This window comes from Pseudonocardia nantongensis, assembly GCF_046546495.1.
Taxonomy (GTDB): Bacteria; Actinomycetota; Actinomycetes; order Mycobacteriales; family Pseudonocardiaceae; genus Pseudonocardia; species Pseudonocardia nantongensis.
Genome location: NZ_JBKGXT010000011.1, coordinates 29,107 through 50,918 on the forward strand (window position 1 = coordinate 29,107; position 21,812 = coordinate 50,918).

Annotated in this window: 21 protein-coding genes; 8 read left to right on the top strand and 13 right to left on the bottom strand. The window is 74.0% G+C overall.

What is annotated here, in order from left to right:
• Positions 1-218: 218 nt before the first annotated feature.
• Genes ACLFMI_RS13500 through ACLFMI_RS13510 form a run of 3 tightly spaced genes read right to left on the bottom strand, consistent with a single transcriptional unit; the run spans position 219 to position 3,841 of the window.
• Positions 219-1,484: an MFS transporter gene (locus tag ACLFMI_RS13500; RefSeq protein WP_410948179.1), complete on the bottom strand. Its 1,266-nt coding sequence runs from the start codon at positions 1,482-1,484 to the stop codon at positions 219-221.
• 40 nt (positions 1,485-1,524) lie between these two features.
• Positions 1,525-2,856 carry a glycosyltransferase family 87 protein gene (locus ACLFMI_RS13505; protein WP_410948180.1) on the bottom strand — a complete coding sequence of 444 codons (1,332 nt, stop codon included), beginning with the start codon at positions 2,854-2,856 and terminating at the stop codon, positions 1,525-1,527.
• Positions 2,857-2,884: 28 nt separating this feature from the next.
• Entirely contained in the window at positions 2,885-3,841 is a 957-nt protein-coding gene (locus ACLFMI_RS13510; RefSeq protein ID WP_410948181.1) for a tetratricopeptide repeat protein, read from the bottom strand.
• Between the two features lie 402 nt (positions 3,842-4,243).
• On the opposite strand from ACLFMI_RS13510, the gene ACLFMI_RS13515 reads away from it, so the two are divergent.
• Complete coding sequence (locus tag ACLFMI_RS13515) at positions 4,244-4,489, top strand: hypothetical protein (RefSeq protein WP_410948182.1); 246 nt, start codon at positions 4,244-4,246, stop codon at positions 4,487-4,489.
• A gap of 123 nt (positions 4,490-4,612) precedes the next feature.
• Here the strand turns inward: ACLFMI_RS13515 and ACLFMI_RS13520 are convergent, their stop codons facing one another.
• Positions 4,613-5,392 (bottom strand): alpha/beta fold hydrolase, encoded by a 780-nt coding sequence (locus tag ACLFMI_RS13520; protein ID WP_410948183.1) that lies wholly within the window; start codon positions 5,390-5,392, stop codon positions 4,613-4,615.
• Positions 5,389-5,721 (bottom strand): thiamine-binding protein, encoded by a 333-nt coding sequence (locus ACLFMI_RS13525; RefSeq protein ID WP_410948184.1) that lies wholly within the window; start codon positions 5,719-5,721, stop codon positions 5,389-5,391. Before ACLFMI_RS13525 ends, ACLFMI_RS13520 begins: the two co-directional genes overlap by 4 nt.
• Before the next feature lie 82 nt (positions 5,722-5,803).
• Here ACLFMI_RS13525 and ACLFMI_RS13530 point away from each other — a divergent pair, with 82 nt between their 5' ends.
• Both ACLFMI_RS13530 and ACLFMI_RS13535 read left to right on the top strand, forming a co-directional pair.
• A complete protein-coding gene (locus tag ACLFMI_RS13530) occupies positions 5,804-6,307 on the top strand; it encodes a MarR family winged helix-turn-helix transcriptional regulator (RefSeq protein WP_410948185.1) in 504 nt (167 codons plus the stop codon).
• Between the two features lie 341 nt (positions 6,308-6,648).
• Entirely contained in the window at positions 6,649-7,599 is a 951-nt protein-coding gene (locus ACLFMI_RS13535) for a helix-turn-helix domain-containing protein (RefSeq protein WP_410948186.1), read from the top strand.
• Positions 7,600-7,637: 38 nt separating this feature from the next.
• Here the strand turns inward: ACLFMI_RS13535 and meaB are convergent, their stop codons facing one another.
• Together meaB and ACLFMI_RS13545 are read right to left on the bottom strand one after the other, a co-directional pair.
• A complete protein-coding gene (meaB, locus tag ACLFMI_RS13540) occupies positions 7,638-8,591 on the bottom strand; it encodes a methylmalonyl Co-A mutase-associated GTPase MeaB (protein ID WP_410948187.1) in 954 nt (317 codons plus the stop codon).
• Between the two features lie 84 nt (positions 8,592-8,675).
• The gene (locus tag ACLFMI_RS13545; protein WP_410948188.1) at positions 8,676-9,863 is read right to left on the bottom strand and encodes an acetyl-CoA C-acetyltransferase; all 1,188 of its coding nucleotides are present in this window, start codon (positions 9,861-9,863) and stop codon (positions 8,676-8,678) included.
• 138 nt (positions 9,864-10,001) lie between these two features.
• On the opposite strand from ACLFMI_RS13545, the gene mce reads away from it, so the two are divergent.
• The 3 genes from mce (at position 10,002) to ACLFMI_RS13560 (ending at position 13,402) form a co-directional block, all read left to right on the top strand.
• Positions 10,002-10,460, top strand: a complete 459-nt coding sequence (mce, locus tag ACLFMI_RS13550; RefSeq protein WP_410948189.1) for a methylmalonyl-CoA epimerase — start codon at positions 10,002-10,004, stop codon at positions 10,458-10,460.
• 196 nt (positions 10,461-10,656) lie between these two features.
• Positions 10,657-11,988 (top strand): crotonyl-CoA carboxylase/reductase, encoded by a 1,332-nt coding sequence (ccrA, locus tag ACLFMI_RS13555; protein ID WP_410948190.1) that lies wholly within the window; start codon positions 10,657-10,659, stop codon positions 11,986-11,988.
• A gap of 226 nt (positions 11,989-12,214) precedes the next feature.
• Positions 12,215-13,402, top strand: coding sequence for a coiled-coil domain-containing protein (locus ACLFMI_RS13560; protein WP_410948191.1), 1,188 nt, complete (start codon positions 12,215-12,217; stop codon positions 13,400-13,402).
• Positions 13,403-13,461: 59 nt separating this feature from the next.
• Here ACLFMI_RS13560 and ACLFMI_RS13565 read toward each other — a convergent pair whose 3' ends face one another.
• The 3 genes from ACLFMI_RS13565 to ACLFMI_RS13575 form a co-directional block, all read right to left on the bottom strand.
• Positions 13,462-13,698: a hypothetical protein gene (locus ACLFMI_RS13565; RefSeq protein ID WP_410948192.1), complete on the bottom strand. Its 237-nt coding sequence runs from the start codon at positions 13,696-13,698 to the stop codon at positions 13,462-13,464.
• A 105-nt stretch (positions 13,699-13,803) separates the two neighbouring features.
• Positions 13,804-15,588: a 3-hydroxyacyl-CoA dehydrogenase family protein gene (locus tag ACLFMI_RS13570; protein WP_410948193.1), complete on the bottom strand. Its 1,785-nt coding sequence runs from the start codon at positions 15,586-15,588 to the stop codon at positions 13,804-13,806.
• A gap of 103 nt (positions 15,589-15,691) precedes the next feature.
• On the bottom strand, positions 15,692-17,194 hold the full coding sequence (locus ACLFMI_RS13575) for an aldehyde dehydrogenase family protein (protein ID WP_410948315.1): 1,503 nt from the start codon (positions 17,192-17,194) through the stop codon (positions 15,692-15,694).
• Between the two features lie 150 nt (positions 17,195-17,344).
• Between ACLFMI_RS13575 and ACLFMI_RS13580 the strand changes: the two genes are divergently transcribed.
• A complete protein-coding gene (locus ACLFMI_RS13580; RefSeq protein WP_410948316.1) occupies positions 17,345-18,070 on the top strand; it encodes a sulfite exporter TauE/SafE family protein in 726 nt (241 codons plus the stop codon).
• A 45-nt stretch (positions 18,071-18,115) separates the two neighbouring features.
• Here ACLFMI_RS13580 and nucS read toward each other — a convergent pair whose 3' ends face one another.
• A complete protein-coding gene (nucS, locus tag ACLFMI_RS13585; RefSeq protein WP_410948194.1) occupies positions 18,116-18,775 on the bottom strand; it encodes an endonuclease NucS in 660 nt (219 codons plus the stop codon).
• A gap of 45 nt (positions 18,776-18,820) precedes the next feature.
• On the opposite strand from nucS, the gene ACLFMI_RS13590 reads away from it, so the two are divergent.
• Positions 18,821-19,369 (top strand): NUDIX domain-containing protein, encoded by a 549-nt coding sequence (locus ACLFMI_RS13590; protein ID WP_410948317.1) that lies wholly within the window; start codon positions 18,821-18,823, stop codon positions 19,367-19,369.
• 338 nt (positions 19,370-19,707) lie between these two features.
• Here ACLFMI_RS13590 and ACLFMI_RS13595 read toward each other — a convergent pair whose 3' ends face one another.
• Together ACLFMI_RS13595 and ACLFMI_RS13600 are read right to left on the bottom strand one after the other, a co-directional pair.
• Positions 19,708-20,937, bottom strand: coding sequence for a cytochrome P450 family protein (locus tag ACLFMI_RS13595; protein ID WP_410948195.1), 1,230 nt, complete (start codon positions 20,935-20,937; stop codon positions 19,708-19,710).
• Positions 20,938-20,974: 37 nt separating this feature from the next.
• Positions 20,975-21,709 carry a TetR/AcrR family transcriptional regulator gene (locus ACLFMI_RS13600; protein ID WP_410948196.1) on the bottom strand — a complete coding sequence of 245 codons (735 nt, stop codon included), beginning with the start codon at positions 21,707-21,709 and terminating at the stop codon, positions 20,975-20,977.
• Positions 21,710-21,812: the final 103 nt, after the last annotated feature.

Below are 21,812 nucleotides of genomic sequence, written 5' to 3' on the forward strand. Positions count from 1 at the left end.
ACTGACCGGGCCGGAGCGACCGCCCAATTGAGGCGTCCGCCACCCGTCGTCGTGGTCAGCGGGACACCAGGGCTGTGCGGCGGAGATCGAACGGCCCTGGTGCCGCTCGTTGCGCCGTGCTTTCACGAGGGGCCCGGTCGTCGTCGTGACCGTCGGCGGGCCGGTCGAGGTGTGCAGACCGGTCATCGACCCGGTCGGCGCATCACTTGCCGGTCGCTCTAACGCGGCTCGGGCGCCGGCGCCCCGGCGTCGGCCCGGCGGACGCCGAGCACCGCGACCGCACCCAGCGCAGCCACCCCGGCGAACGCGAAGAAGCCCCACGGGTAGGCGATCCCGGCCTGCAGCAACAGCCCGCCCAGCAGCGGCCCGCTGATCGCACCGAGGCGGCCGATCCCGCTCGCGGCTCCGAGCGCGGACGCCCGGGCATGCGCCGGGTAGTGCCGGCTGACGTAGGCGTAGACCAGCACCTGGGAGCTGAACACGAACACCCCGGCCAGCAGGACGCCGAGGTAGATGCCGAACCCGGGCATCCGCACCGCCAGCAGCGCCAGGAACACCGTGGCGGCGGCGAACCAGGCGATCGCCGCCGGGCGCAGCCCGATCCGGTCGGCGACCCGGCCGGCGACCAGCAGGCCGAGCACCGCGCCGACGTTGAGCACCAGCAGCTGGGACAGTGCTGCGCCGAGCCCGTACCCGGCGACCCGCATGATCTGCGGCAGCCAGGTGTTCAGGCCGTAGACCAGCAACAGCCCCATGAACGAGGCGATCCAGAACGCGATCGACGAGGGCAGGTAGCCGTCCCGGACCAGCTGCGCGATCGGGTTGCGGGACGCGGCGGGCCGCGCCGTGGCACCGGCCGGCGCCACGACCGGGACGTCGTCGGGCAGGTACCGGGACAGCAGCGGCGCCAGCACCAGCGCGGGCAGCGCGCCGAGCACGAACATCCACTGCCAGCCGAAGGCCGGGATCACCCAGATCCCGAGCAGCGAGGTGGCCACCGCCCCGGCGTGGTAGCCGGTCATCAGGATCGTCGTGGAGCTGCCGCCGCGGCCGGGCCTGCCGTGCTCGTTGACCATCGCGATGGCGACCGGCAGCACCCCGCCGAGACCGAGCCCGGCCAGGAACCGCAGCGCTGCGAACATCCACGGGCCGGTCGCGACCGCGCACGCCAGGGTCAGCACCGAGAAGGACACGACGGTGATCAGCATGGCCTTGCGCCGGCCCAACCGGTCCGCGACCGGGCCCACGGACAGCGCGCCGACCATGACGCCGAGCAGCCCGGCCGTGGAGATCAGCGAGGCGGTGGCCGGGTTCAGTCCCCAGACCGGGTCGTCGAGCAACGAGGGCAGCACCACCCCCAGCACGACCAGGTCGAACCCTTCGAGTGCCACCGCGGACCAGCACAGCGGCGCCACCCAGCCGCTGCGCCCGGGGGTCCCCGTCGCGTCTCCGGCTGCCGCGCCGCTGCGGGTCGGATCGGTCACCGCGTGCCTCCTCGCTCGTCGGTGCGCGGAGTGTCCACGGCTATCCCGGTTTCCGGGTCGCACCTTCCGCAGAGCGGAAACCGTGTGGTCCTACCGGGTCCGTTGTCCCGGCCGGGCCGGTCGCCGGGCGCAGCAGCGACCACCACACGGCGAGCAGCACCGCGGTGTAGAGGGCGCGGCCGAGCGCGCCGGTCACGGTGCCGTCGGCCCACAGGTCGGCCCAGCTCACCGGGATCAGCGCGACCGCCAGCAGCGCGCCCACCACCCGGCGCCGGGTGTCGCCCGGACGTCCGGACGCCACCAGCACCAGCAGACCGGGCCAGAGCAGCAACAGGTAGTTGTGCCAGGAGATCGGCGCGGCCAGCAGGCCGGTCGCCAGCACGGCGAACGGCGCGGTCCCGGCCGGGTCGGTCCCGGCCGCCGAGGAGAACCCGTACCGGATGGTGCGGCGGGCGTAGTGCGCGAGCGTCCCGGCCAGCAACAGCGCACCCGAAACCGTCCCGAGCATCGTCGGCAGGCCCCAGCGCAGGGCCAGCCCGGGCAGCGAGGCGTTGGCCGGGGTGGGGCCGACCGGCTCGGCCAGCACCATCGACAACCACTGCCACGCCGTCGGCCAGCCGGCGACGGCCACCCCGGCCAGGGTGGCGAGCGCGGCCGCGGCGACCCCGGTGCGCAGTGCCGGCCACCGGCGCTGCGCGGCCGGTAGCAGCAGCAGCGGCGCCAGCGACGGCTTGAGCGCGACGGTGACGCCGTACAGCACGGCGGCCGTGCGCCCGTGGCCCCGCCGGTCGGCGAGCCAGCCCGCGACCAGGCCGGCCAGCAGCAGCGGGTAGATCTGGCCGAGCAGCAGCGTGCCGTGCAGCGGCGAGGAGGCCAGCACCGTCCCGACGCCGAGCAGCGTCCAGGTGCGGCCCAGGGCGAGCTCCCGGCAGACGGCGCCGACCACGACGACCACCAGCAGCACCGACAGCCCGGTGAACGCCCGGTAGGCGGTCAACGGGTCGAGCAGCCCGAACGGCACCAGCAGCACCGACAGCAGCGGCGGGTTGAGGTTGTGCAGCCGGGCGCCGGTGTCGTAGATCGCGGCGCTGCCGACGCCCCGTTCGACCAGCGCCTGCGCGGACCGCCAGAACGTGTCGAAGTCGACGTGCATCGCCGCCACGTCCGTGGCCGGGAGCCAGCGCAACAGCGGTGGCTGGCCGAGGGCGAACAGCAGCGCCGCGGTGACCAGCGCGGCCACCGTGACGACCGGCACGATCACCCGGACGGCACGGCACAGCTGCTCCGGGACTCCGGCAGGTCGCGGGCCGCCGATGACGGGCTCGGTCGCCCCCGGTGCACCGTCCTCGCCGGCGCGCACCGGTCCGGTCACGGCTCGGACGGGCCCACGGCGGAGCGGCTCAGAACAGGGCGCGGGCCAGGGCCCGGCGCGCCGTGCTCACCCGCTGGTCGTCCCCGGGGAACAGCTCGAACATCTCGACCAGGTGCTCGCGGACCCGGTCCCGGTCCTCCCCCGCGGTGCGGCCGACGGTGGCCACCAGCCGGTCGAACGCCGCCTCGACCCGGTCATCGGCCAGCTCGGCGTCGGCCGCGGCGAGCTGGGCGTCGACGTCGTCCGGGTTCGCGTCGGCACGCTCGATCGCGGACGGGTCGGCCCGCTCCGCCCGGGCCAGGAACCTCGTCTGGGCGAGCGCGGCCTTGGCTTGCTCGTTCGCCGGCTCGCTGTCCAGGATCGCCCGGTAGGCGGCCTCGGCACCGGCGTAGTCACCCTGCTCGAGGGCGTCCTCGGCCGCGGTGAACCGCGGGTCCTCGGGCTCCTCGGCCGGCTCCTCGTCCTGCTGGTCGGTGTCGCCGGCCGCGGCCCGGCTCTCGCCCTCGGCGATCGCGGGCATCCGCTCGCGCAGCGCGTCCAGCAGCGAGCGGACCCACTCGGCGGCCTTGTCGTCCGGAATGGCGCCGTTGACCGCGTCCACCGGCTGCCCGCCGACCAGGACCACCAGCGTCGGGACCTGCTGCACGCCGAACGCCTGGGCGATCCGCGGCTGCGTGTCGATGTCCACCCGGGCCAGCCGCCAGGCGCCACCACCGGTGGACGCGAGGCGCTCCAGCTCCGAGGAGAGCTGCTCCTCGCGCGAGTACCGGCTGGCCCACAGCTCGACGACGACCGGGACCTGCAGCGAGGGCTCCAGCACCTCGTTCTGGAAGCCCTGCTCGGTGGCGTCGACGACCCACGGGCCGCCGGCCCCGCCCTCGGGCGGGGCGCCACCCGTGGCACCGCCGGTCGGCTGCTTACCGGCCGCCTCGGCGCGCGCCTTCAGACCGGAGAGGTCGACCGCTCCGGCCATGGCCGACGACATCGCCGAACGCTGGGCCGCCTGACGGGGATCTGGGCGTGACACGTCGCCCATCCTGGCACGCGCGCGAGTCCGGTGTGACAGACCCCGCCCCGTGCGGCCGCTGCCGAGCCGTGCGCGCGGCCGAGCCGTGCGCGAACCGCTGTGCCGGACCGCTTCCGGTCCCCGCCCGGTGCACCGGGGCCGCACGGGCACCGGCCGGGGCACGCTCCGGCGCCGCACCGGCACGCTGCGTCCGCAATCACCGGACCGGCGTAGCAACACCCGGGCCGGCCGCTCGTTGAACCGGGTGCAACGGCCGGACGATCACCGCGCGTGGCCGGACGGCAGCGGACGCGATCGCAGCCACGAGAACGACCGACGGCGTGCCCCGGGCACCGTCGGAGACCGGAGGATTCGAGACACATGAGCAACCTGCAGACCGCCGCCAAGCCGACCCTCGCCTACGTCGCGCTGGCCCTGGGTGCGCTCGGCATCATCGCCGGCATCTTCGTCCCGCTGGCGGGCTGGGTGCTGGGCCTCGCGGCCCTGGTCACCGGCTTCCTCTCCTTCCGCCAGCCGGCCCTGGCCAAGCTGGGCCAGATCGCCATGGTCCTGGGGTTCGTGGCGATCCTGGTCGGGGTCTTCTTCTTCACCAACGCCATCGCCTGACGACGACGACCCGCCCCGGGCAACCGGGGCCGCCACCGCGGGTGGCCCGGACGGCCGGTGACGGATACCCGTCACCGGCCGCCGTCGTCTCCGGGACCGGCTCGGGTCGGTGCCCGGCTCGGATCAGTGGCCCGCGGCGAGCCCCGCGAGCACCTCGGCCAGCTCCGCCGGGCGGGTGAGCATCGGGAAGTGCCCGCCGGCCAGCTCGACGAGCCGGGCACCGATCCCGGCGGCCGCCTGCCGGCCCACGCCCGGGTCGACGACAGCGTCCGCGGTGCAGACCACCGACACGGTCCGCCCGGACGGCCGGGTGGTCAGCGGCGAGGGCTCCTTCAGGACCGACCAGTCCTGCGGCCGCAGCCCCGCCACCGCGCCGGCCACCGCACCGTCCGGGTCGTCGTGCCCGAGCGCGGCCAGTTCCTCCGCCACCCCGCGGTAGACCCCGGACGCGGCCGTCGCGCCGTCCGGCCAGTAGGTGACGCGCCCCTCGCCCCGCCGGACGCCGGCGTCGTAGCCGGGGACCATCGGCCCGGGCTCGGCCCGCAGCCGTTCGATGTAGGCCCGCCCGGGCTCCGGCACGAGCGCACCGACCATGGCCAGCGCCCGCACCCGGTCCGGTCCGAGCCGCTCGGCCGCGACCGGCGCGACGAGCCCACCGAGCGAGTGCCCGACCAGTACCACCGGCCCCGCGCCGCCTGCGGCGTCGAGGACCGGGCCGAGCAGCGCGTCGTACCCGGCGCCCGGGCGATCGACGGGCAGGTCCGGGGCCACCGCGGGCACGCCGCGGCGTTCGAGTTCGGTCACGACCGGCCCCCACGAGGATCCGCGGTGCCACGCGCCGTGCACCAGCACCACCCGCGCCGGGGCCGCCCCGCGATCGCTCGGTGCGGGCGGCGCGGTCACGCCCCCTCCCCGTCGCCGCGCAGGTGCTCCTCGACCCGTTCGACCTTGGCGCCGAGCTGGCCGGTGTAACCGGGCCGGATGTCGGCCTTGAGCACCAGGCTCACCCGCGGCGCGACCGCGGAGACCGCCTCGACCGCCCGCTTGACCACCTCCATGCCCTCGTCCCAGGTGTCGGACTCGATCGTGGTGAACATCGACGTCGTTTCGTGCGGCAGGCCGGACTCGCGGACCACCCGGACCGCCTCGGCCACCGCGGCACTGACGCCGCCGCCGGCGGACTCCGGGGACGCGGGTGCACCGGACGGGGCGATGCTGAACGCGAAGAGCATGCGCGCACCCTGCCACGCGGGCCCCGGACGGTCCGGCACGTGACGGGTGGGCGCCCGGCCACCACTTGCTAGCGTCGGCGCCATGGCACACCGCGGGTCGCTCCCCTTCGACCCGATCCGGCGCGCGGCCGAGCTGTGGGAGGAACGCATCGGCCCCTCCCGCACGATGGGCACCGTCACCAGCGTGATGCGGGTCCAGCAGATCCTGCTGTCGGCAGTGGACGGTGCGCTGAAACCGCTCGGCCTGACCTTCGCCCGGTACGAGGCGCTGGTGCTGCTCGACTTCGCCCGCCGCGGGAGCCTTCCGATGCGGGTGATGGGCGACCGGCTGCAGCTGCACCCGACCAGCGTGACCAACATCGTGGACCGGCTGCAGGCCGACGGGCTCGTCCAGCGGCTCCCGCACCCCACCGACCGCCGGGCGACCCTGGTGGAACTGACCCCGGAGGGCCACGCCCGCCTGGAGAAGGCGACCGCCGCGGTGACGGCGATCGACTTCGGACTCGGCGGGCTCACCGAGGCCGAGCAGGACCAGCTCACCGAGCTGCTGCGATCGGTCCGCCGGGCCTCCGGCGACTTCGACTGAACGACGTCGGCCGGCGGGCGCCGGCCCGGTGACCACGGTGATCACGCCTCACTCCCGGTGCCGCCGCCTCCGGCGACGGCGGACCGTCCGCCGCGGACCGGCCGGCGGCCCGGTCCGGTGACCGGCACCGGGCCAGCTGCGCATCACCGACCCGCGGGGCGGTGGGGGATCCGGCCTCAGCATCCGACGCACCGTGGCCCATCCCGCGACCCCGCCGGACAGCCCGGCCAGCAGCACGCAACCGACGCAGTCGAGCAGATCCATCACACACCCCCGGGTGTTGACGCCCTGTTGCGTCAACTGTGTTGACAGTAGGCCGGGGCACCGACAGAATCGGCCCGGTGGACGGGGCGGAAGCGGCAGCCGGGCGGCGGGACCTGCTGCGCGCGGCCCGGCGGGACCGGGGCTGGTCGCAGGGCGCGGCGGCCCGGGAGCTGGCGGCGCTGGCCGCGCGCGGCACCGGGACCGCGGCGACCACGGGGAGCCTCAAGACCCAGCTCTCCCGCTGGGAGAACGGGCACGCGACGCCGGCACCCGAGCACCGCGCGCTGCTCGCCGAGCTGTACGGGCGGACCGAGGCCGAGCTCGGCCTGGGCCCGCCGCCGGCCCGGCCCGGTGCGGACGGGTCGGCGGCCACCGACCGGCTGCGCGCCGCGGTGGGCGCCGCCGCCGAGCTGGACGACGAGGCGATCGGGCTGCTGACCGCCCAGCTCCGCGCCACCGCCGGCCTGGACCACCGGCTGGGCACCGCGGCGGCGCACGGCGCCCTCGCCGCGCAGGTCGAGCACCTGCGCGGGTTGCTCGACCACTGCCTGCACCCGGAGCACGCTCGGGCGCTGGCGGCGCTGCTCGCCGAGGCCGCGCTGCTGGCCGGGGACCAGGAACGCGACCGGGACGTCGCGAACCGGGCCTGGTCGGCCTACGCGGTCGCCGCCGACGCCGGCCGCCGGGCGGAGCGCGACGACCTGGCGGCCACGGCGCGGGAACGACAGGTCCGGCTGCTGCACGAGGCCGATCCGGGAGGGGCCGCCACGGTCGTCGCGTCCGGACCGCGCGGTCAGGACCACGAGGCGGACGGGCCACGGGTGGACCGGCAGTCCCCGCCGGTCCCGCTGCTCGTCGACGTCGCACACGGGCCGGCGGTCCGGGACCGGCTGGACACGCTGCTGGCCGCGGTGGACCGGGACGGCGCGGACGCCGCGACGGCGGCCGCCGAGGCCCGGCGGCTCGCGCTGCGCACCGGCTCGGCCCGCGCCCTGGCCGTGCTGGACCGCAGGGCGGCACCGCCGTGACGGGCCGCCGTACCGGGGAGGCGCGCGGCCGGGCGGGGTCAGCCGCCGGCGTCGGCCAGGAGGGTGTCGGCGGCGGCCCACGGGTCCAGCTCGCCCGCCAGCACCCGCTCGGTCACGGCGTTCAGCCCGTCTCCACCGCGCACCTGCGCCATCCGGGCCCGGACCTGCTCCATCCCGATCGCCTCGATCTCGCGACGGGACCGCTCCCGCCGCCGGCGCTCCCGTTCACCGGAGCGCTCCGACCAGGCGCGGTGCTCGTCCAGGGCGTCGGCGAGCGCGTCGATGCCCTCGCAGCGGGCCGCGACGGTGGACAGCACCGGCGGCTCCCAGACCTCGCCGTCGCCCTCCCGGAGCGTGAGCATGTTCCGCAGCTCCCGGACGGTGCGCCGGGCGCCGTCCCGGTCCGCCTTGTTCACCACGAAGATGTCGCCGATCTCGAGGATCCCGGCCTTCGCCGCCTGGACGCCGTCGCCCATCCCGGGCGCCAGCAGCACCACGGTGCTGTCGGCCAGCCCGACGATCTCCACCTCGGACTGCCCGACACCGACGGTCTCGATCAGCACCACGTCGCAACCGGCGGCGTCGAGCACCCGCAGCGCCTGCGGGGTCGCCCAGGACAGCCCACCGAGGTGGCCGCGGGTGGCCATCGAGCGGATGAACACCCCGTCGTCGTCGGCGTGCTCGCCCATCCGGACCCGGTCGCCGAGCAGCGCCCCACCGCTGAACGGCGACGACGGGTCCACCGCGAGGACCCCGACCGTGCGCCCGCGGGCGCGCAGCTCGGACACCAGGGCCGAGGTCGAGGTCGACTTCCCGACCCCCGGCGACCCGGTCAGCCCGACGACGTGTGCGCGTCCGGCGTGCGGCGAGAGCGCCGCGGAGATCTCCCGCAGCTGCGGACCGGCGTTCTCGACCATCGAGATCAGCCGGGCGACCGCGACCGGTTCACCCGCGCGGGCGCGGTCCACCAGCTCCTGCGGGCTCGGCGGCACGGGCGGGTCCTCCGGCGGTCGGCGGATCGGGCGGACGGGGCTGCGGGCCGGCCTCCGGAACGTCGGGGACCGGCCCGGTGCGGATCAGGACTTCGGCACGCGCACGATCAGCGCGTCGCCCTGGCCACCGCCGCCGCACAGCGCGGCCGCGCCGACCCCGCCGCCGCGGTTGCGCAGCGCGAGCGCCAGGTGCAGCGCGATCCGGGCGCCGGACATGCCGATCGGATGCCCGAGGGCGATCGCGCCGCCGTCGACGTTCACCTTGTCCTCGTCGATGCCCAGCTTGCGGCCGGACACGATGCCGACCGCGGCGAACGCCTCGTTGATCTCGACGAGGTCCAGGTCGGAGGGCGAGATGCCCTCCTTCTCGCAGGCCTTGACGATCGCGTTCGCCGGCTGCTCGTGCAGGCTGGCGTCCGGACCGGCGACGGCACCGTGCGCGCCGATCTCGGCGATCCACTCGAGGCCGAGCTCCTCGGCCTTGGCCTTGCTCATCACCACGACGGCGGCGGCTCCGTCGGAGATCTGCGACGCCGATCCGGCGGTGATGGTGCCGTCCGAGGAGAAGGCGGGCTTGAGCTTGCCGAGGCCCTCCGCGGTGGTGTCTCCCCGGACCCCCTCGTCGGTGGCGAACTGCACCGGGTCGCCCTTGCGCTGCGGGATCTCGACCGGGGTGATCTCCTGGTCGAAGGTGCCGTCCTGGGCGGCCCGCGCGGCGTTCTGGTGCGAGCGAGCGGAGAAGGCGTCCTGCTCCTCGCGGGTCAGCTCGTAGCGCCCGTTGAACTTCTCGGTCGACGCACCCATCGCGACCTGGTCGAAGGCGCAGAACAAGCCGTCGTAGGACATGTGGTCGGTGAGCGTCGCGTCGCCGAACTTGGTGCCCTCGCGGGACTTGGCGAGCATGTGCGGGGCCTGGGTCATCGACTCCTGGCCGCCGGCCACGACGACGTCGAACTCGCCGGCCCGGATGAGCTGGTCGGCCAGCGCGATGGCGTCGGCGCCGGAGAGGCAGACCTTGTTGATGGTCAGTGCCGGGACGTCCATCGGGATGCCCGCATCGACGGCGGCCTGGCGCGCGGGGATCTGGCCGGCGCCGGCGGTCAGCACCTGGCCCATGATCGTGTACTGCACCTGGTCGGGCGCCACGCCTGCGCGCTCCAGGGCGGCCTTGATGGCGACACCGCCGAGCTGGGCCCCGGAGAAGTCCTTCAGGGAGCCGAGCAGGCGGCCCATCGGCGTACGGGCGCCGGCGACGATCACGGTTCCGGACACGGGTCCTCCAGCAGCTTCGTTGGCAGGTGGGGCGGCCACCATACCCACGCCGGCTCGCCCGGTGGGGCGCACCGGACGGAGGGGGTGAGCAGGCGCACATGACCCTACTCGTCAGTAGGCAAGGTACCTTCTGCCCCCATGACGACAACCGAGGACGCACTGTCGCCGCTGGTCGTGGCCGTGGATCACGTCGGGATCGCCGTACCGGACCTGGACGAGGCGATCCGCTGGTACGCCGAGACCCTCGGACTGGTCTCGGTGCACGAGGAGACCAACACCGAGCAGGGGGTGCGCGAGGCGATGCTCGGCGCGCCCGGCGAGGCCGCGAGCGCGACCAAGGTGCAGCTGCTGGCGCCGCTGAACGAGAGCTCCACGATCGCCACGTTCATCGACCGCAACGGTCCGGGCCTGCAGCAGGTCGCGTACCGGGTGCACGACGTGGCCGCCGCGGGCGAGGCGTTGCGCGCCAAGGGTCTGCGCCTGCTCTACGACGAGCCGCGCCGCGGCACCTCGGACTCGAGAGTGAACTTCGTACACCCGAAGGACGCCGGTGGCGTGCTGGTGGAGCTGGTCGAGCCGGCCGCCGGCGGACACTGACGGGCCGGTCGCCGTGGCCCGCGCACCGCAGGCAGTACGGCTGTCCGGTGCGCTGGGTCACGATGACCGCCCCGGGGTATCCGGGGCGCCCGCCCCAGTGGTTACCATACTACGCAGTAACTTGCGGTATCCCAAGCAGAGCCGGATACCCGCACCCCGACAACTCCCCTGCCAACGTCGCCATCGGAGGCCAGCAGTGAAGGACATCCGCGACGCCATCCTCGCCGAGCAGTTCGCCGACGTCGGCGGCCTGGAGGTGCCCGAGCACTACCAGGGCGTCACCGTCCGGGCCGAGGACGCCGACATGTTCGAGGGTCTGCCCACCAAGGAGAAGGACCCGCGCAAGAGCCTGCGGGTCGAGGACGTGCCGGTGCCCGAGCTCGGTCCGGGCGAGGCCCTGGTGGCCGTGATGGCCAGCGCCATCAACTACAACACCGTCTGGACCTCGATCTTCGAGCCGCTCTCGACGTTCAACTTCCTCAAGCGCTACGGCAAGATCTCCCCGCTGGCCGCGCGGCACGACCTCCCCTATCAGGTGATCGGATCCGACCTGGCCGGTGTTGTCGTGCGGACCGGGCCGGGGGTGAACTCCTGGAAGGCCGGGGACCAGGTCGTCGCGCACTGCCTGTCGGTCGAGCTGGAGAGCCCGGACGGGCACTCCGACACGATGATGGACCCGGAGCAGCGCATCTGGGGCTTCGAGACCAACTTCGGCGGCCTGGCCGAGATGGCCCTGGTCAAGTCCAACCAGCTGATGCCCAAGCCGGACCACCTGACCTGGGAGGAGGCCGCCTCCCCTGGCCTGGTCAACTCCACCGCCTACCGGCAGCTGGTCTCGCGCAACGGCGCCGACATGAAACAGGGCGACGTCGTGCTGATCTGGGGCGCCTCCGGCGGGCTCGGCTCGTACGCCACCCAGTTCGCGCTGAACGGCGGCGCCACCCCGGTCTGCATCGTCTCCTCCGAGGAGAAGGCCCAGATCTGCCGGGACATGGGCGCCGAGCTGGTCATCGACCGCAACGCCGAGGGCTACAAGTTCTGGTCCGACCCGCAGACCCAGGACCCGAAGGAGTGGAAGCGCTTCGGGGCGAAGATCCGCGAGCTGACCGGTGGCGAGGATCCGGACATCGTGTTCGAGCACCCCGGCCGGGAGACCTTCGGCGCGTCGGTCTACGTCACCCGAAAGGGTGGTCAGATCGTCACCTGCGCCTCGACCTCGGGGTACATGCACGAGTTCGACAACCGCTACCTGTGGATGAACCTCAAGCGGATCGTCGGCTCGCACTTCGCGAACTACCGCGAGGCCTTCGAGGCCAACCGGCTGATCTCCAAGGGCATGGTGCACCCGACGCTGTCCCGGGTGTACCCGCTGGCCGACACCGGCCAGGCCGCGTACGACGTGCACCAGAACCTGCACCAGGGCAAGGTCGGCGTGCTGGCACTGGCCCCTGAGGAGGGCCTCGGGGTCAGCAACTCGGAGAAGCGCGAGCAGCACCTCAGCGGCATCAACCGGTTCCGCGGGGTCTGAGGCCCGGCGGTCGAGGGCCGAAGCATCAACACTGAGGCCCGGCGGTCGAGGGCCGAAGCATCAACACTGAGGCCCGGCGGTCGAGACCGAAGCATCAGCGCTGAGGCCCGCCGGCCGACGACAAGCCGTACGAGTGGTGGAGGGCCCGCCCGTGTCACACGGGCGGGCCTTTCCGCACGGGTGGGGGTGCAGCCGGTGATGTCGGTGACCGAACCCACGACCATGCATGCTCACCGACGGTACGGTGTTCACCATGGCCGGTGACCACGATGTGCCCGTACCCCGGACCGGTTTCTCGATCGCGCGCAAGGGATACGACCAGGCGCAGGTCGACAGCCATCTACGCCGGCTCGACGCCGAGGTGCGGATGCTGGCGGCCGACCGGGATGCAGCGGTCGCCCAGAACTCCCGGCTGAGCCGCGAGCTGGACGACGCGCGGAGCCGGACCGAGGCCATGCAGCAGCAGGTGAACCGGCTCGCCGGCCCCCCGCAGAGCGTCCAGGGGATGAGCGAGCGGCTCCGGTCGATGCTGCGCCTCGCCGAGGACGAGGTCGCCGAGATGCACTCCAGGGCCGACCGGGAGATCGCCGAGCAGCGCCGCCAGGCCGACGAGCACGCCCAGGCCGTGATCGCCGACGCCCGGGCGCAGGCCGAGCAGGCCACCGCCGACGCCGAGGGGCACCGGGCCGACCTGGACCGGCGGGCCGAGGAGCGGGACCGGGCACTGGACGACAAGCAGTCCCGGATCGAGCGCGAGCTGGCGGAGCTGCAGGAGCGGACCGAGTCCGAGCTCGAGGAGCTGCGCGGGACCACCGAGCGCACGCTGGCCGAACAGCGGCAGAACACCGAGCGCGAGCTCTCCGAGCAGGAGCGCACGGTCACCGACCGGATCGCCCGCGCGGACAACGAGGCCCGGGAGAACCGCGAGCAGGTCGAGCACGACTTCCGGATCGCGATGGACCAGCGCCGGGCCGAGGCCCTGACCGCGCTGTTCGCCGAGCGGGACGGGCTGCACCAGGAGATCGACCGCCGACGCCGGGAGACCGACGAGGAGATTCGCGGGTCCCTGGAGCGGGCACACGCCGAGGCCGAGGAGATCCGGTCCGAGGCCCGCCGGGACGCCGCCGCGACCACCGACGAGGCCCGCCGGAAGCTCGAGGAGCTGACCGCGCTCCGCACCCGGGTGGCCGACCAGCTCCGGGCGGCCCGCGCCCTCATCGAGAGCGGGACGGACGAGCTGGAGGCCGGTCGGTCCCTCGACGAGGCCGACGAGGAGCCCGAGGTGGCCGCGGTCGTCCCGGAGCAGCCGGAGTCGGGCGAGGTCGCGGCGGACGAGCAGCCCGCGTCCCGGCCGTCGCCGACACCGCGGGCTCGCTCGAACGGTTACTCCAAGCACGCCGCCCGCGCCCGCTGACCCACCACCGCCCGGCGGGCCCGCACCGGCCCGTGCCGGCGGGCCCGGTGCCGGCGGGCTCAGCGCCGGCGGAAGCCGGGACGGCGCCGGTCCCGGGCGTTCCAGCAGGGCAGGTGCCAGTGCCTGCGGTCCTCGACGCCGCCGGTGCCGTCGGCCGGCCAGGCGACGACGTGCGGCGTCCCCGAGGGCAGTTGCTGCTCGCAGCCCGGGCAGCGGTAGGTCTTCACCGAGTTCCCGCCGGGCACCCGGCGGACGTTCCACTCACCGTCCCGGCCCGACTCCCGCGACGTGATCATGCCGCTGCCCAGGGGCGGCGCAGCCGGACGGCCCCGCCCGCGCTCGGCGGGGCGGGGCCGTCGGGAACGTCCGCGTGCCATGGACCGTCGGCGTGCCGGGCCGCCTCAGCGGCTCGTGTAGTCCCGGAAGCCGTGACCGGTCTTGCGGCCGAGCCTGCCCGCCGTGACCAGATGCTCCAGCAGCGGCGCCGGGGCGAACCCGGACTGGCGGAACTCCGAGTACAGCGAGCGCTCGATCGCCAGCGACACGTCGAGCCCGACCACGTCGAGCAGCTCGAACGGTCCCATCGGCAGCGCGCAACCGGTCTTCATCGCGGCGTCGATGTCGTCGGCGGTCGCGTAGTGCGCCTCCAGCATCTTCACCGCGTCGTTGAGGTAGGGGAACAGCAGCGCGTTGACGATGAACCCGGCCCGGTCACCGCAGCTCACCGGCACCTTCTTCAGGTTCTGGCTCACGGCCAGCACGGTTCCGGCGACGTCGCGCGAGGTCGCGATCGTCGACACCACCTCGACCAGCTTCATCACCGGCGCCGGGTTGAAGAAGTGCATGCCGATCACGTCACCGGGACGCCGGGTGGCCGCCGCGCACTCGACGACCGGCAGCGACGACGTCGTGGTGGCCAGGATCGCGCCCGGCTTGCAGATCTCGTCCAGCGCGCCGAACATCGCCCGCTTGACGTCGAGCTCCTCGGCGACCGCCTCGACGACGAGGTCGACGTCGGCCATATCCTCGAGCTGCGTGCTGCCGGTGATCCGGCCGACGATCGTGTCCCGGTCGGCCTCCTCCAGCTTTCCGCGGGCGACCGCCTTGTCCAGGGACTTCCTGACCTGCGCGATCGAGCCCTCGACCTTGGACTCGCTGCGGCCACGGACGACGACGTCGTACCCGCCCTTGGCGAACACCTCGACGATGCCCGACGCCATGGTCCCGGTCCCGACGACGCCGACCCGGCTGACGTCGCGCAGCGTGACGTCCTCGGGCACCGTCGACGACGGGGTCTCGGCGTCCGGCACCACGGTGGAGCTGTGCGGTGCCTCGTAGGTGTAGAAGCCGCGCCCGGACTTCCGGCCGAGCAGCCCGGCGGTGATCATCTGCTTGAACACCGGGTTCGGCGCGTGCATCAGGTTGCGCGACTCCCGGTACATCGTCTCGAGGATCTCGTAGGCGGTGTCCAGGCCGATCAGGTCCAGCAGCGCCAGCGGCCCCATCGGGTAGCCGGCGCCGTACCGCATGCCGGCGTCGAGGTCCTCGCGGCTGGCGTAGCGCTCGGCGTACATCCGGGCGGCGTGGTTGAGGTAGCCGAACAGCAGGGCGTTGGCGATGAAGCCGGCCCGGTCACCGATGACGACCGGCACCTTGCCCAGCGATCCGGCGAACTCCTGCACGTCGGAGATCACGTCCGGCTCGGTGACGACGGTGCGGACCACCTCGACCAGCTTCTGCACCGGCGCCGGGTTGAAGAAGTGCATCCCGACGACCTTGCCGGGGCGCTTGGTGCGCACGGCCAGCTCGGTCACCGACAGCGACGAGGTGTTGGAGCAGAGGATGGTCTCCTCGGCGACCACCCCGTCGACGGCGGCGAAGACCTCGGCCTTGGCCTCCAGGCTCTCCGGGATGGCCTCGACGACCAGCTGGGCCGGGGCCAGGTCGGCGAGCGAGGTCGTGATGGTGATGTTCCCGAGCAGGGTGTCGGCCTGCTCCTGGGTGAGCTTGCCGCGCTCGACCGCGCGCCCGGTGGAGGCCGCCAGGTGGTCCCGGCCCCGCTCGCCGGCCGCCTCGTCGACCTCGACGGCGACCACCTCCAGGCCGTTGCGGGCGAAGACCTCGACGATCCCCGCGCCCATCGTGCCCAGGCCGACCACTCCGACCGTCCGGAACTCGCGTGCCACGCTGCAAACCTCCACTGTTCGGCGTCCGATCGCGCGTGATCCTGCCACCGACGCCCTACTCGTGCGTAACGCGTGCGACCCGCGCCACCCTTGCGGCCGGGCGTCAGCGTCCGTGCCGGGTGCGGACGAGGCCGAGCAGGGTGGACATGCCCCTGGCGGTGCGCCGGAAGCTGGTGACCGCGATCGGCAGCGCGAACCGCTGCCGGGCGATCGACTGGGTCCTGGCGAACTCGCGCAGGCCCTCGGCGCCGTGGATCCGGCCGAACCCGGACTCCCCCACTCCGCCGAACGGCAGCGCCGGGATCCCGGCGAACGAGATGACACCGTTGATCGAGACCATCCCGCAGCGCAGCTGCTGCGCGAGCTCCGCACCGCGCTTCGCCGAGAACACGGTCGCGCCGAGGCCGTAGCCGGTGGCGTTGGCGCGGCGGACCGCCTCGTCGGCGTCCGGCACCCGGTTGATCACCACCAGTGGGCCGAAGGTCTCCTCGGTGACCGCGACCGAGTCCTCCGGCACGTCGGTGAGGACGACCGGGGAGATCCCGCCCCCCTCGGCCGGCACCGATTCGGCGCCGCCGACGACCGCCCGGCCGCCGCGCTCCAGGGCGTCGACGACGTGCCGGCGGACGACATCGGTCTGTGCCGGCATCGTCATCGGGCCGAGGTCCCCCTCGTGCGCCGCGCCGCCGACCTGCAGCCGGGACGCGGTCTCGCGCACCTTCTCCAGGAAGCGCCCGGCCACCGACTCGACGACGTAGACCCGCTCGACGCCGACGCAGGTCTGCCCGGCGTTGGACATCCCGCCCCAGACCGCGGCGTCCGCGGCGGCGTCCAGGTCGGCGTCCCCGTCGACGATCAGCGGGTCCTTGCCGCCGCACTCCATCAGCACCGGGACCAGGTTCTCCGCGCACGCGCTCATCACCCGTCGCCCGGTCGCGGCCGAGCCGGTGAACGCGATCTTGCCGATGCCCGGGGCCCGGCACAGCTCGGCGCCGGTCGGCCCGAACCCGGTGAGCACGGTGAGCAGCGGGTACCGGCCGACCTCCGGGACGGCTTCGGCGAGCGTGCGGGCCAGCTCGTGCCCGACCCCCGGGGTCAGCTCGCTGGGCTTGAAGACGACGGTGTTGCCGGCGGCCAGCGCGTAGACGATCGAGCCCATCGGCGTGAAGATCGGGTAGTTCCACGGCCCGATCACGCCGACGACGCCGAGCGGCCGGTAGCCGACCGACGCCGCCTGGTTGCCCATCAGCATGCCGGGCGACACCGACCGGCGCTTCAGGACCTTCTCGGCGTGCGACGACGCCCAGTCCAGGTGGTCGATCGCCAGCACGACCTCGAGCCGGGCGTCGTCGAACGGCTTTCCGGTCTCGTCGGCGACCACCCGCGCGACCCGGTCCAGCTGCGCGACCAGGACCTTCTTCCAGGCGCCCAGGCGCGTGCGACGGCCGGCGAAGCCCAGGCCGTCCCACCAGGCGGCGGCCTCGCCCGCGTCCCGGACGGCGGCGCGGACCTGCTCGCCGTCGTGCACCGGGTAGCGGGCCAGCTCGGCGCCGGTACGCGGCGAGAGCGAGGCGAACTCCGCGGGCGCAGGGTTCGTGGTCGTGATGGAGTCAGCGGCGGTGGCACTCACGTGATCAGCGTAAACCGCGCCGGGTGGGTCCGCCGGTGCCCGCGATGGCCCGCCGGGGCCGCGCGGGCCGGCTGCCGCGCCGTGGTGGCCGGGATGCGGCTCGCGGCGGCAGGATCCCGGTACGTGATGATCGAACTGGCGCTCGGCGCGGTGACCCTGCTGGTGGCCTCGACGGTCGGCGGGATCACCGGGTTCGCCGCGTCGCTGGTGTCGACCCCGGCGTTGCTGCTCGTCGGCTACGACGTACCGCAGATCGTCGTGATCAACCTGACGGCCACGCTGGTCAGCCGGTTCGGGGTGCTGGTCCGCCTGCACCGCCACGTCGACCGCCGGCAGGTGGCCGCGCTCGGCGCCGGGGCCGTGCCGGGGGCCGTGGCGGGCGTCGCGACCCTCGGGTATCTCGACGAGCAGGCGTTGCGGACCGGGACCGGCGTGGTCGTCACCGTGATCGGTCTCGTCCTGCTGCTCGCGAGCGACCGGCTGCGGTTCCGGCCGGGCACGTCGAGCACGACGGCGACCGGGCTGCTCGGCGGCTTCCTGTCGACGACCACCTCGCTCAACGGGCCACCGGTCGCGGTGCTCCTCGACCGCTGCCGGCTCACCCCGTCCGAGTTCGTCGCGAACTTCGCCGGCTACTTCGTCGTGACCAACGTGGTGTCGCTGGTCCTGCTCGGCGTGCAGGGGCGGATCCCGTCCGACGTCCTGTGGCCTGCGTTGCCGGTGCTGGTGGTCGCCGCCGTCGTGGGGAACCGGATCGGCGGTGCACTGACCGAACGGGTACCCGCCGCGACCTTCACGACCGTGGTCAAGCTGCTGATCGTGGCGTCGGGGATCGCCACGCTGGTCTCCTGAGATCTCACGTCTCCGCAGATCTCACGCCGCTCGCGCGGCCTGGGATCAGAACAGCAGCAGGTCGTCGCGCTGCATCCCGCGCAGCGCGTCGTAGTCCACGGTGACGCAGCGGATCCCGCGGTCGGTCGCCAGCGTGCGCGCCTGCGGCTTGATCTGCTGCGCGGCGAAGACCCCCTGCACCGGGGCGAGCAGCGGGTCCCGGTTCATGAGCTCGAGGTACCGGGTCAGCTGCTCGACGCCGTCGATCTCGCCGCGCCGCTTCACCTCGACCGCGACGTGCTGCCCGTCCACGTCCCGGCAGAGCAGGTCGACCGGGCCGACCGCCGTCATGTACTCGCGGCGCACGAGCGTCCAGCCGTCGCCGAAGGTCTCCGGGTGCGCGGCCAGCAGCTCCTGCAGGTGCGCCTCGACGCCGTCCTTGACCAGCCCGGGATCGATCCCGAGCTCGTGCGACGAGTCGTGCAGCACCTCCTCGATGGTGATCACGAGCGACTCGTCGGCCTTGTTGCGCACCGTCCACACGCCGGGTTCCTCGGTGAGCCAGCACGGCGGGGACATCCAGTTGAGCGGCTTGTAGGCACGGTCGTCGGCGTGCACGCTCACCGAGCCGTCCTGCTTGACCAGCAGCAACCGGGGCGCCATGGGGAGATGGGCGGTCAGCCGTCCGGCGTAGTCCACCTGGCAACGGGCGATGACGAGACGCACCCGGCTCACTGTAAGGCGGCGCCGGTGCGCCAGGCTGGGCGGGTGATCGAGCAGACCTCCACCCGCCGGGTCTACGCGAACAGCTGGATGACCGTGCGCGAGGACGGGATCCGCCGCGCGGACGGGAGCGAGGGGATCTACGGCGTCGTCGACAAGCCCACCTACGCCCTGGTGATCCCGCGCGCCGACGACGGCCGGCTGCACCTGGTCGAGCAGTTCCGCTACCCGGTCGGCGAGCGCCGCTGGGAGTTCCCGGCCGGCACCGCACCGGACCGGGCCGAGGCCGACCCGGCCGAGCTGGCGGTGCGCGAGCTGGTCGAGGAGACCGGGCTCGCGGCGCGCGAGATGACCTTCCTCGGGATGCTCGACGTCGCGCCCGGCATGTCCAGCCAGCGCGGACACGTCTACCTCGCGACCGGCCTGACCGCCGGTGCGCCCCGGCGCGAGCACCAGGAACAGGACATGCGCGCGGCCTGGTTCGGCCCGGCCGAGTTCGAGGAGATGACGCTGCGCGGCGAGCTCACCGACGCCCAGACCCTCGCCGCCTACGCGCTGCTCCGGCTGCACGACGAGCGGCGGGCCGCGAGCCGCTGATGCTCGGCTGCCGCGAGCAGCCCGCCGAGCAGCGCGGCGTCCAGCGGCGCATCCCCGTCGAACGAGCGCGCAGCGCCCGCCGGTAGGCCTGCGGATCGGGTTTGAGCGGGGTGACGTCGTCGCCGTACACCGCGAGGTCGAGATCGCCGGCGACGTCCCCGATCAGGTCCCGGACCAGCGGCTCGGCCCACTCGCGGCGCCCGGTTGAGCTCGGAGTGGATCCGCCGCGGCTGCTGCTGGGATCGCGGCGACCGTCGCGGCCGCCCGGTCCGGGCTCGGCGTCACCCTGGTCTCCCGGGAGGCGGTGCGCCGGGTGGACGCGGCGGGGGGACGTACGGTCAGGCCGGGTGCACCGGCAGTTCCGCGACCCGGCTGAAGCCCGGGCGCGCGGACCAGGTGATCTCCGCCGCGGGCACGGCGAGGGCCAGGTCGCCGAACCGCTCGAACAGCATCCGCAAGCCCACCTCGCCCTCCTGCCGGGCCAGCGCGGCGCCCAGGCAGTAGTGGATGCCCTGCCCGAACCCGAGATGCCCGTCGCCGCGCCCGGTCTCCCTCCTGACGTCGAGCTCCTCGGGACGGTCGAACGCCCGCGGATCGTGGTTGGCCGGCAGCAGTCCGGCGGTCACCGGTGTACCGGCCGGGATCGTGACCCCGCCCAGCTCGACGTCGCGGACCGGGTACCGGAACTGGGTGAACTGCACCGGCCCGCGGGCGCGCATCAGCTCGTTCACCGCCTGCGGCCAGCGCTGCGGCTCGGCCCGCAGGACGGCGAGCTGGTCCGGGCGGGTCAGCAGGGCCAGCGTCCCGTTGGAGATCAGGTGCGCGGTCGTCTCGTGCCCGGCCATGACCAGCGCGAAGATCATCGTGACCATCTCCCGGTCGGACAGCCGGTCGCCGTCCTCCTGGGCTGCGATCAGCGCGCTGATCAGGTCATCGGCCGGCTCGGCGCGGCGGGCATCGATCAGCGCATGCACGTGCTCCACCGCGGCGCGCAGCACCCCGGGGATCCGCTCTGGGTCCATCGAGGTCAGCACCAGGCCCCACTCGTGCCACTGGGCGCGGTCGGCCTCGGGCACTCCGACCAGCTCGCAGATCACGGCGATCGGCAGCGGGTAGGCGAACGCCTCGACGAGATCGACCTCGCCGACCCCGGCCATCCGGTCGAGGAGCTGCGCGGTGATCTCCTCGACCCGCGGCCGCAATGCCGACACCCGCTTCACGGTGAACGCCCGGGACACCAGCTTGCGCAGCCGGGTGTGGTCGGCGCCGTCGGTCGTGAGGATGTTCTGCAGCAAGTAGTCGACCAGGTCCTCGGGCACCCCCACCTGCGCCAGCAACGCGGCCCGCATGCCCTGCCCGGCGCCGGCGAGCTCCGGGTCGGTGACGAACCGCGGGTCGGTGAGCACGGTGCGGACATCGTCGTAGCGGGTCACCATCACCGACGGCGGGACGCCCAACATGGACACGGTGGTCACGGGCGCCTGCTCACGCATCCGGGCGTAACCCGCATACGGATCGGCGACGAAGTCGGGCGCCATCAGGTCCAGCGCTTCGGTCGGTGCGGTCATCACGTGCTCCCCTCGGTGGTGGTGCGCCGGCCCGGGATCACCGGATCCGGCGGCGCCATTCGGTGTCGATGTGCTCGACCAGCGGCCGGTAGAGCCCGGCCACCTGCTCCGCGACCTCCGCCGCGGGGATCTCGTCGCCCGCCGGACCGTCCCCGCCGAGCGCCGCCCGCAGCGCTCGCTCCAGCAGCTCGGCCCGCCGCTGCGGGTCCCGCGGGGTGAAGGGGTCCTGCTCGGGCCCGGCTCCCGCGGTCGCGAAGAAGCCGTAGGTGACGGCGCCCCAGGTGTGGATCTGCTCGTCGGCACTCGTCGCGGTGTCGACCAGGCCGGCCCCGCGCAGCAGCCGGAAGTGCTCGCGCACCACCACCGTCCGGCGCCCGGCGAGGTCGCGGAGCGTCCCCGCCGCCTCGTGCGCGAGCCGGCCGAGGACCTCGGCGTCTCCCAGGTAGAGCGCGCGGGACACGTCGTCCACCCGGAGCCGCTCGTAGACCAACCGGGACATGCGCCAGGGCAGAGCGATACCGGGATCGACCACCATCCGGTCCGCCAGGTCCGCGAACAGCCGCCGCTGCGCCCGCAGCAGCACGGTCAGGAACAGCGCGTCCTTGGTGCGGACGTGCAGGTAGACCGTCCCCTTCCCGACGCCGGCCTGCCGGGCGACGTCCTCGACCGTCACCCGCCGGTAGCCCCAGCGCACGAGCAGCTCGGCCGCGGCGTCGAGCACCCGCTCCATCCGCTCGGCCTCGCCCGCCGGAACCTGCTCCGCTGCCGACACGGCACCTCCTCGACCTGCCCGTCGGGCCGGTCGTGACTCTGTGACCGGATTCGCTAATTCGGTCATACAGTCACGCTAGCTCCCCGACAGGCCCGTGTCGAGA

Bases quoted from the DNA above. Each gene is read 5' to 3' on its own strand.
- ACLFMI_RS13510 (WP_410948181.1), bottom strand. From the start codon at position 3,841: ATGTCGTCGGCCATGGCCGGAGCGGTCGACCTCTCCGGTCTGAAGGCG.
- ACLFMI_RS13515 (WP_410948182.1), top strand. From the start codon at position 4,244: ATGAGCAACCTGCAGACCGCCGCCAAGCCGACCCTCGCCTACGTCGCG.
- ACLFMI_RS13525 (WP_410948184.1), bottom strand. From the start codon at position 5,721: ATGCTCTTCGCGTTCAGCATCGCCCCGTCCGGTGCACCCGCGTCCCCG.
- ACLFMI_RS13530 (WP_410948185.1), top strand. From the start codon at position 5,804: ATGGCACACCGCGGGTCGCTCCCCTTCGACCCGATCCGGCGCGCGGCC.
- mce (WP_410948189.1), top strand. From the start codon at position 10,002: ATGACGACAACCGAGGACGCACTGTCGCCGCTGGTCGTGGCCGTGGAT.
- ACLFMI_RS13560 (WP_410948191.1), top strand. From the start codon at position 12,215: ATGCTCACCGACGGTACGGTGTTCACCATGGCCGGTGACCACGATGTG.
- ACLFMI_RS13565 (WP_410948192.1), bottom strand. From the start codon at position 13,698: ATGATCACGTCGCGGGAGTCGGGCCGGGACGGTGAGTGGAACGTCCGC.
- ACLFMI_RS13580 (WP_410948316.1), top strand. From the start codon at position 17,345: ATGATCGAACTGGCGCTCGGCGCGGTGACCCTGCTGGTGGCCTCGACG.
- ACLFMI_RS13595 (WP_410948195.1), bottom strand. From the start codon at position 20,937: ATGACCGCACCGACCGAAGCGCTGGACCTGATGGCGCCCGACTTCGTC.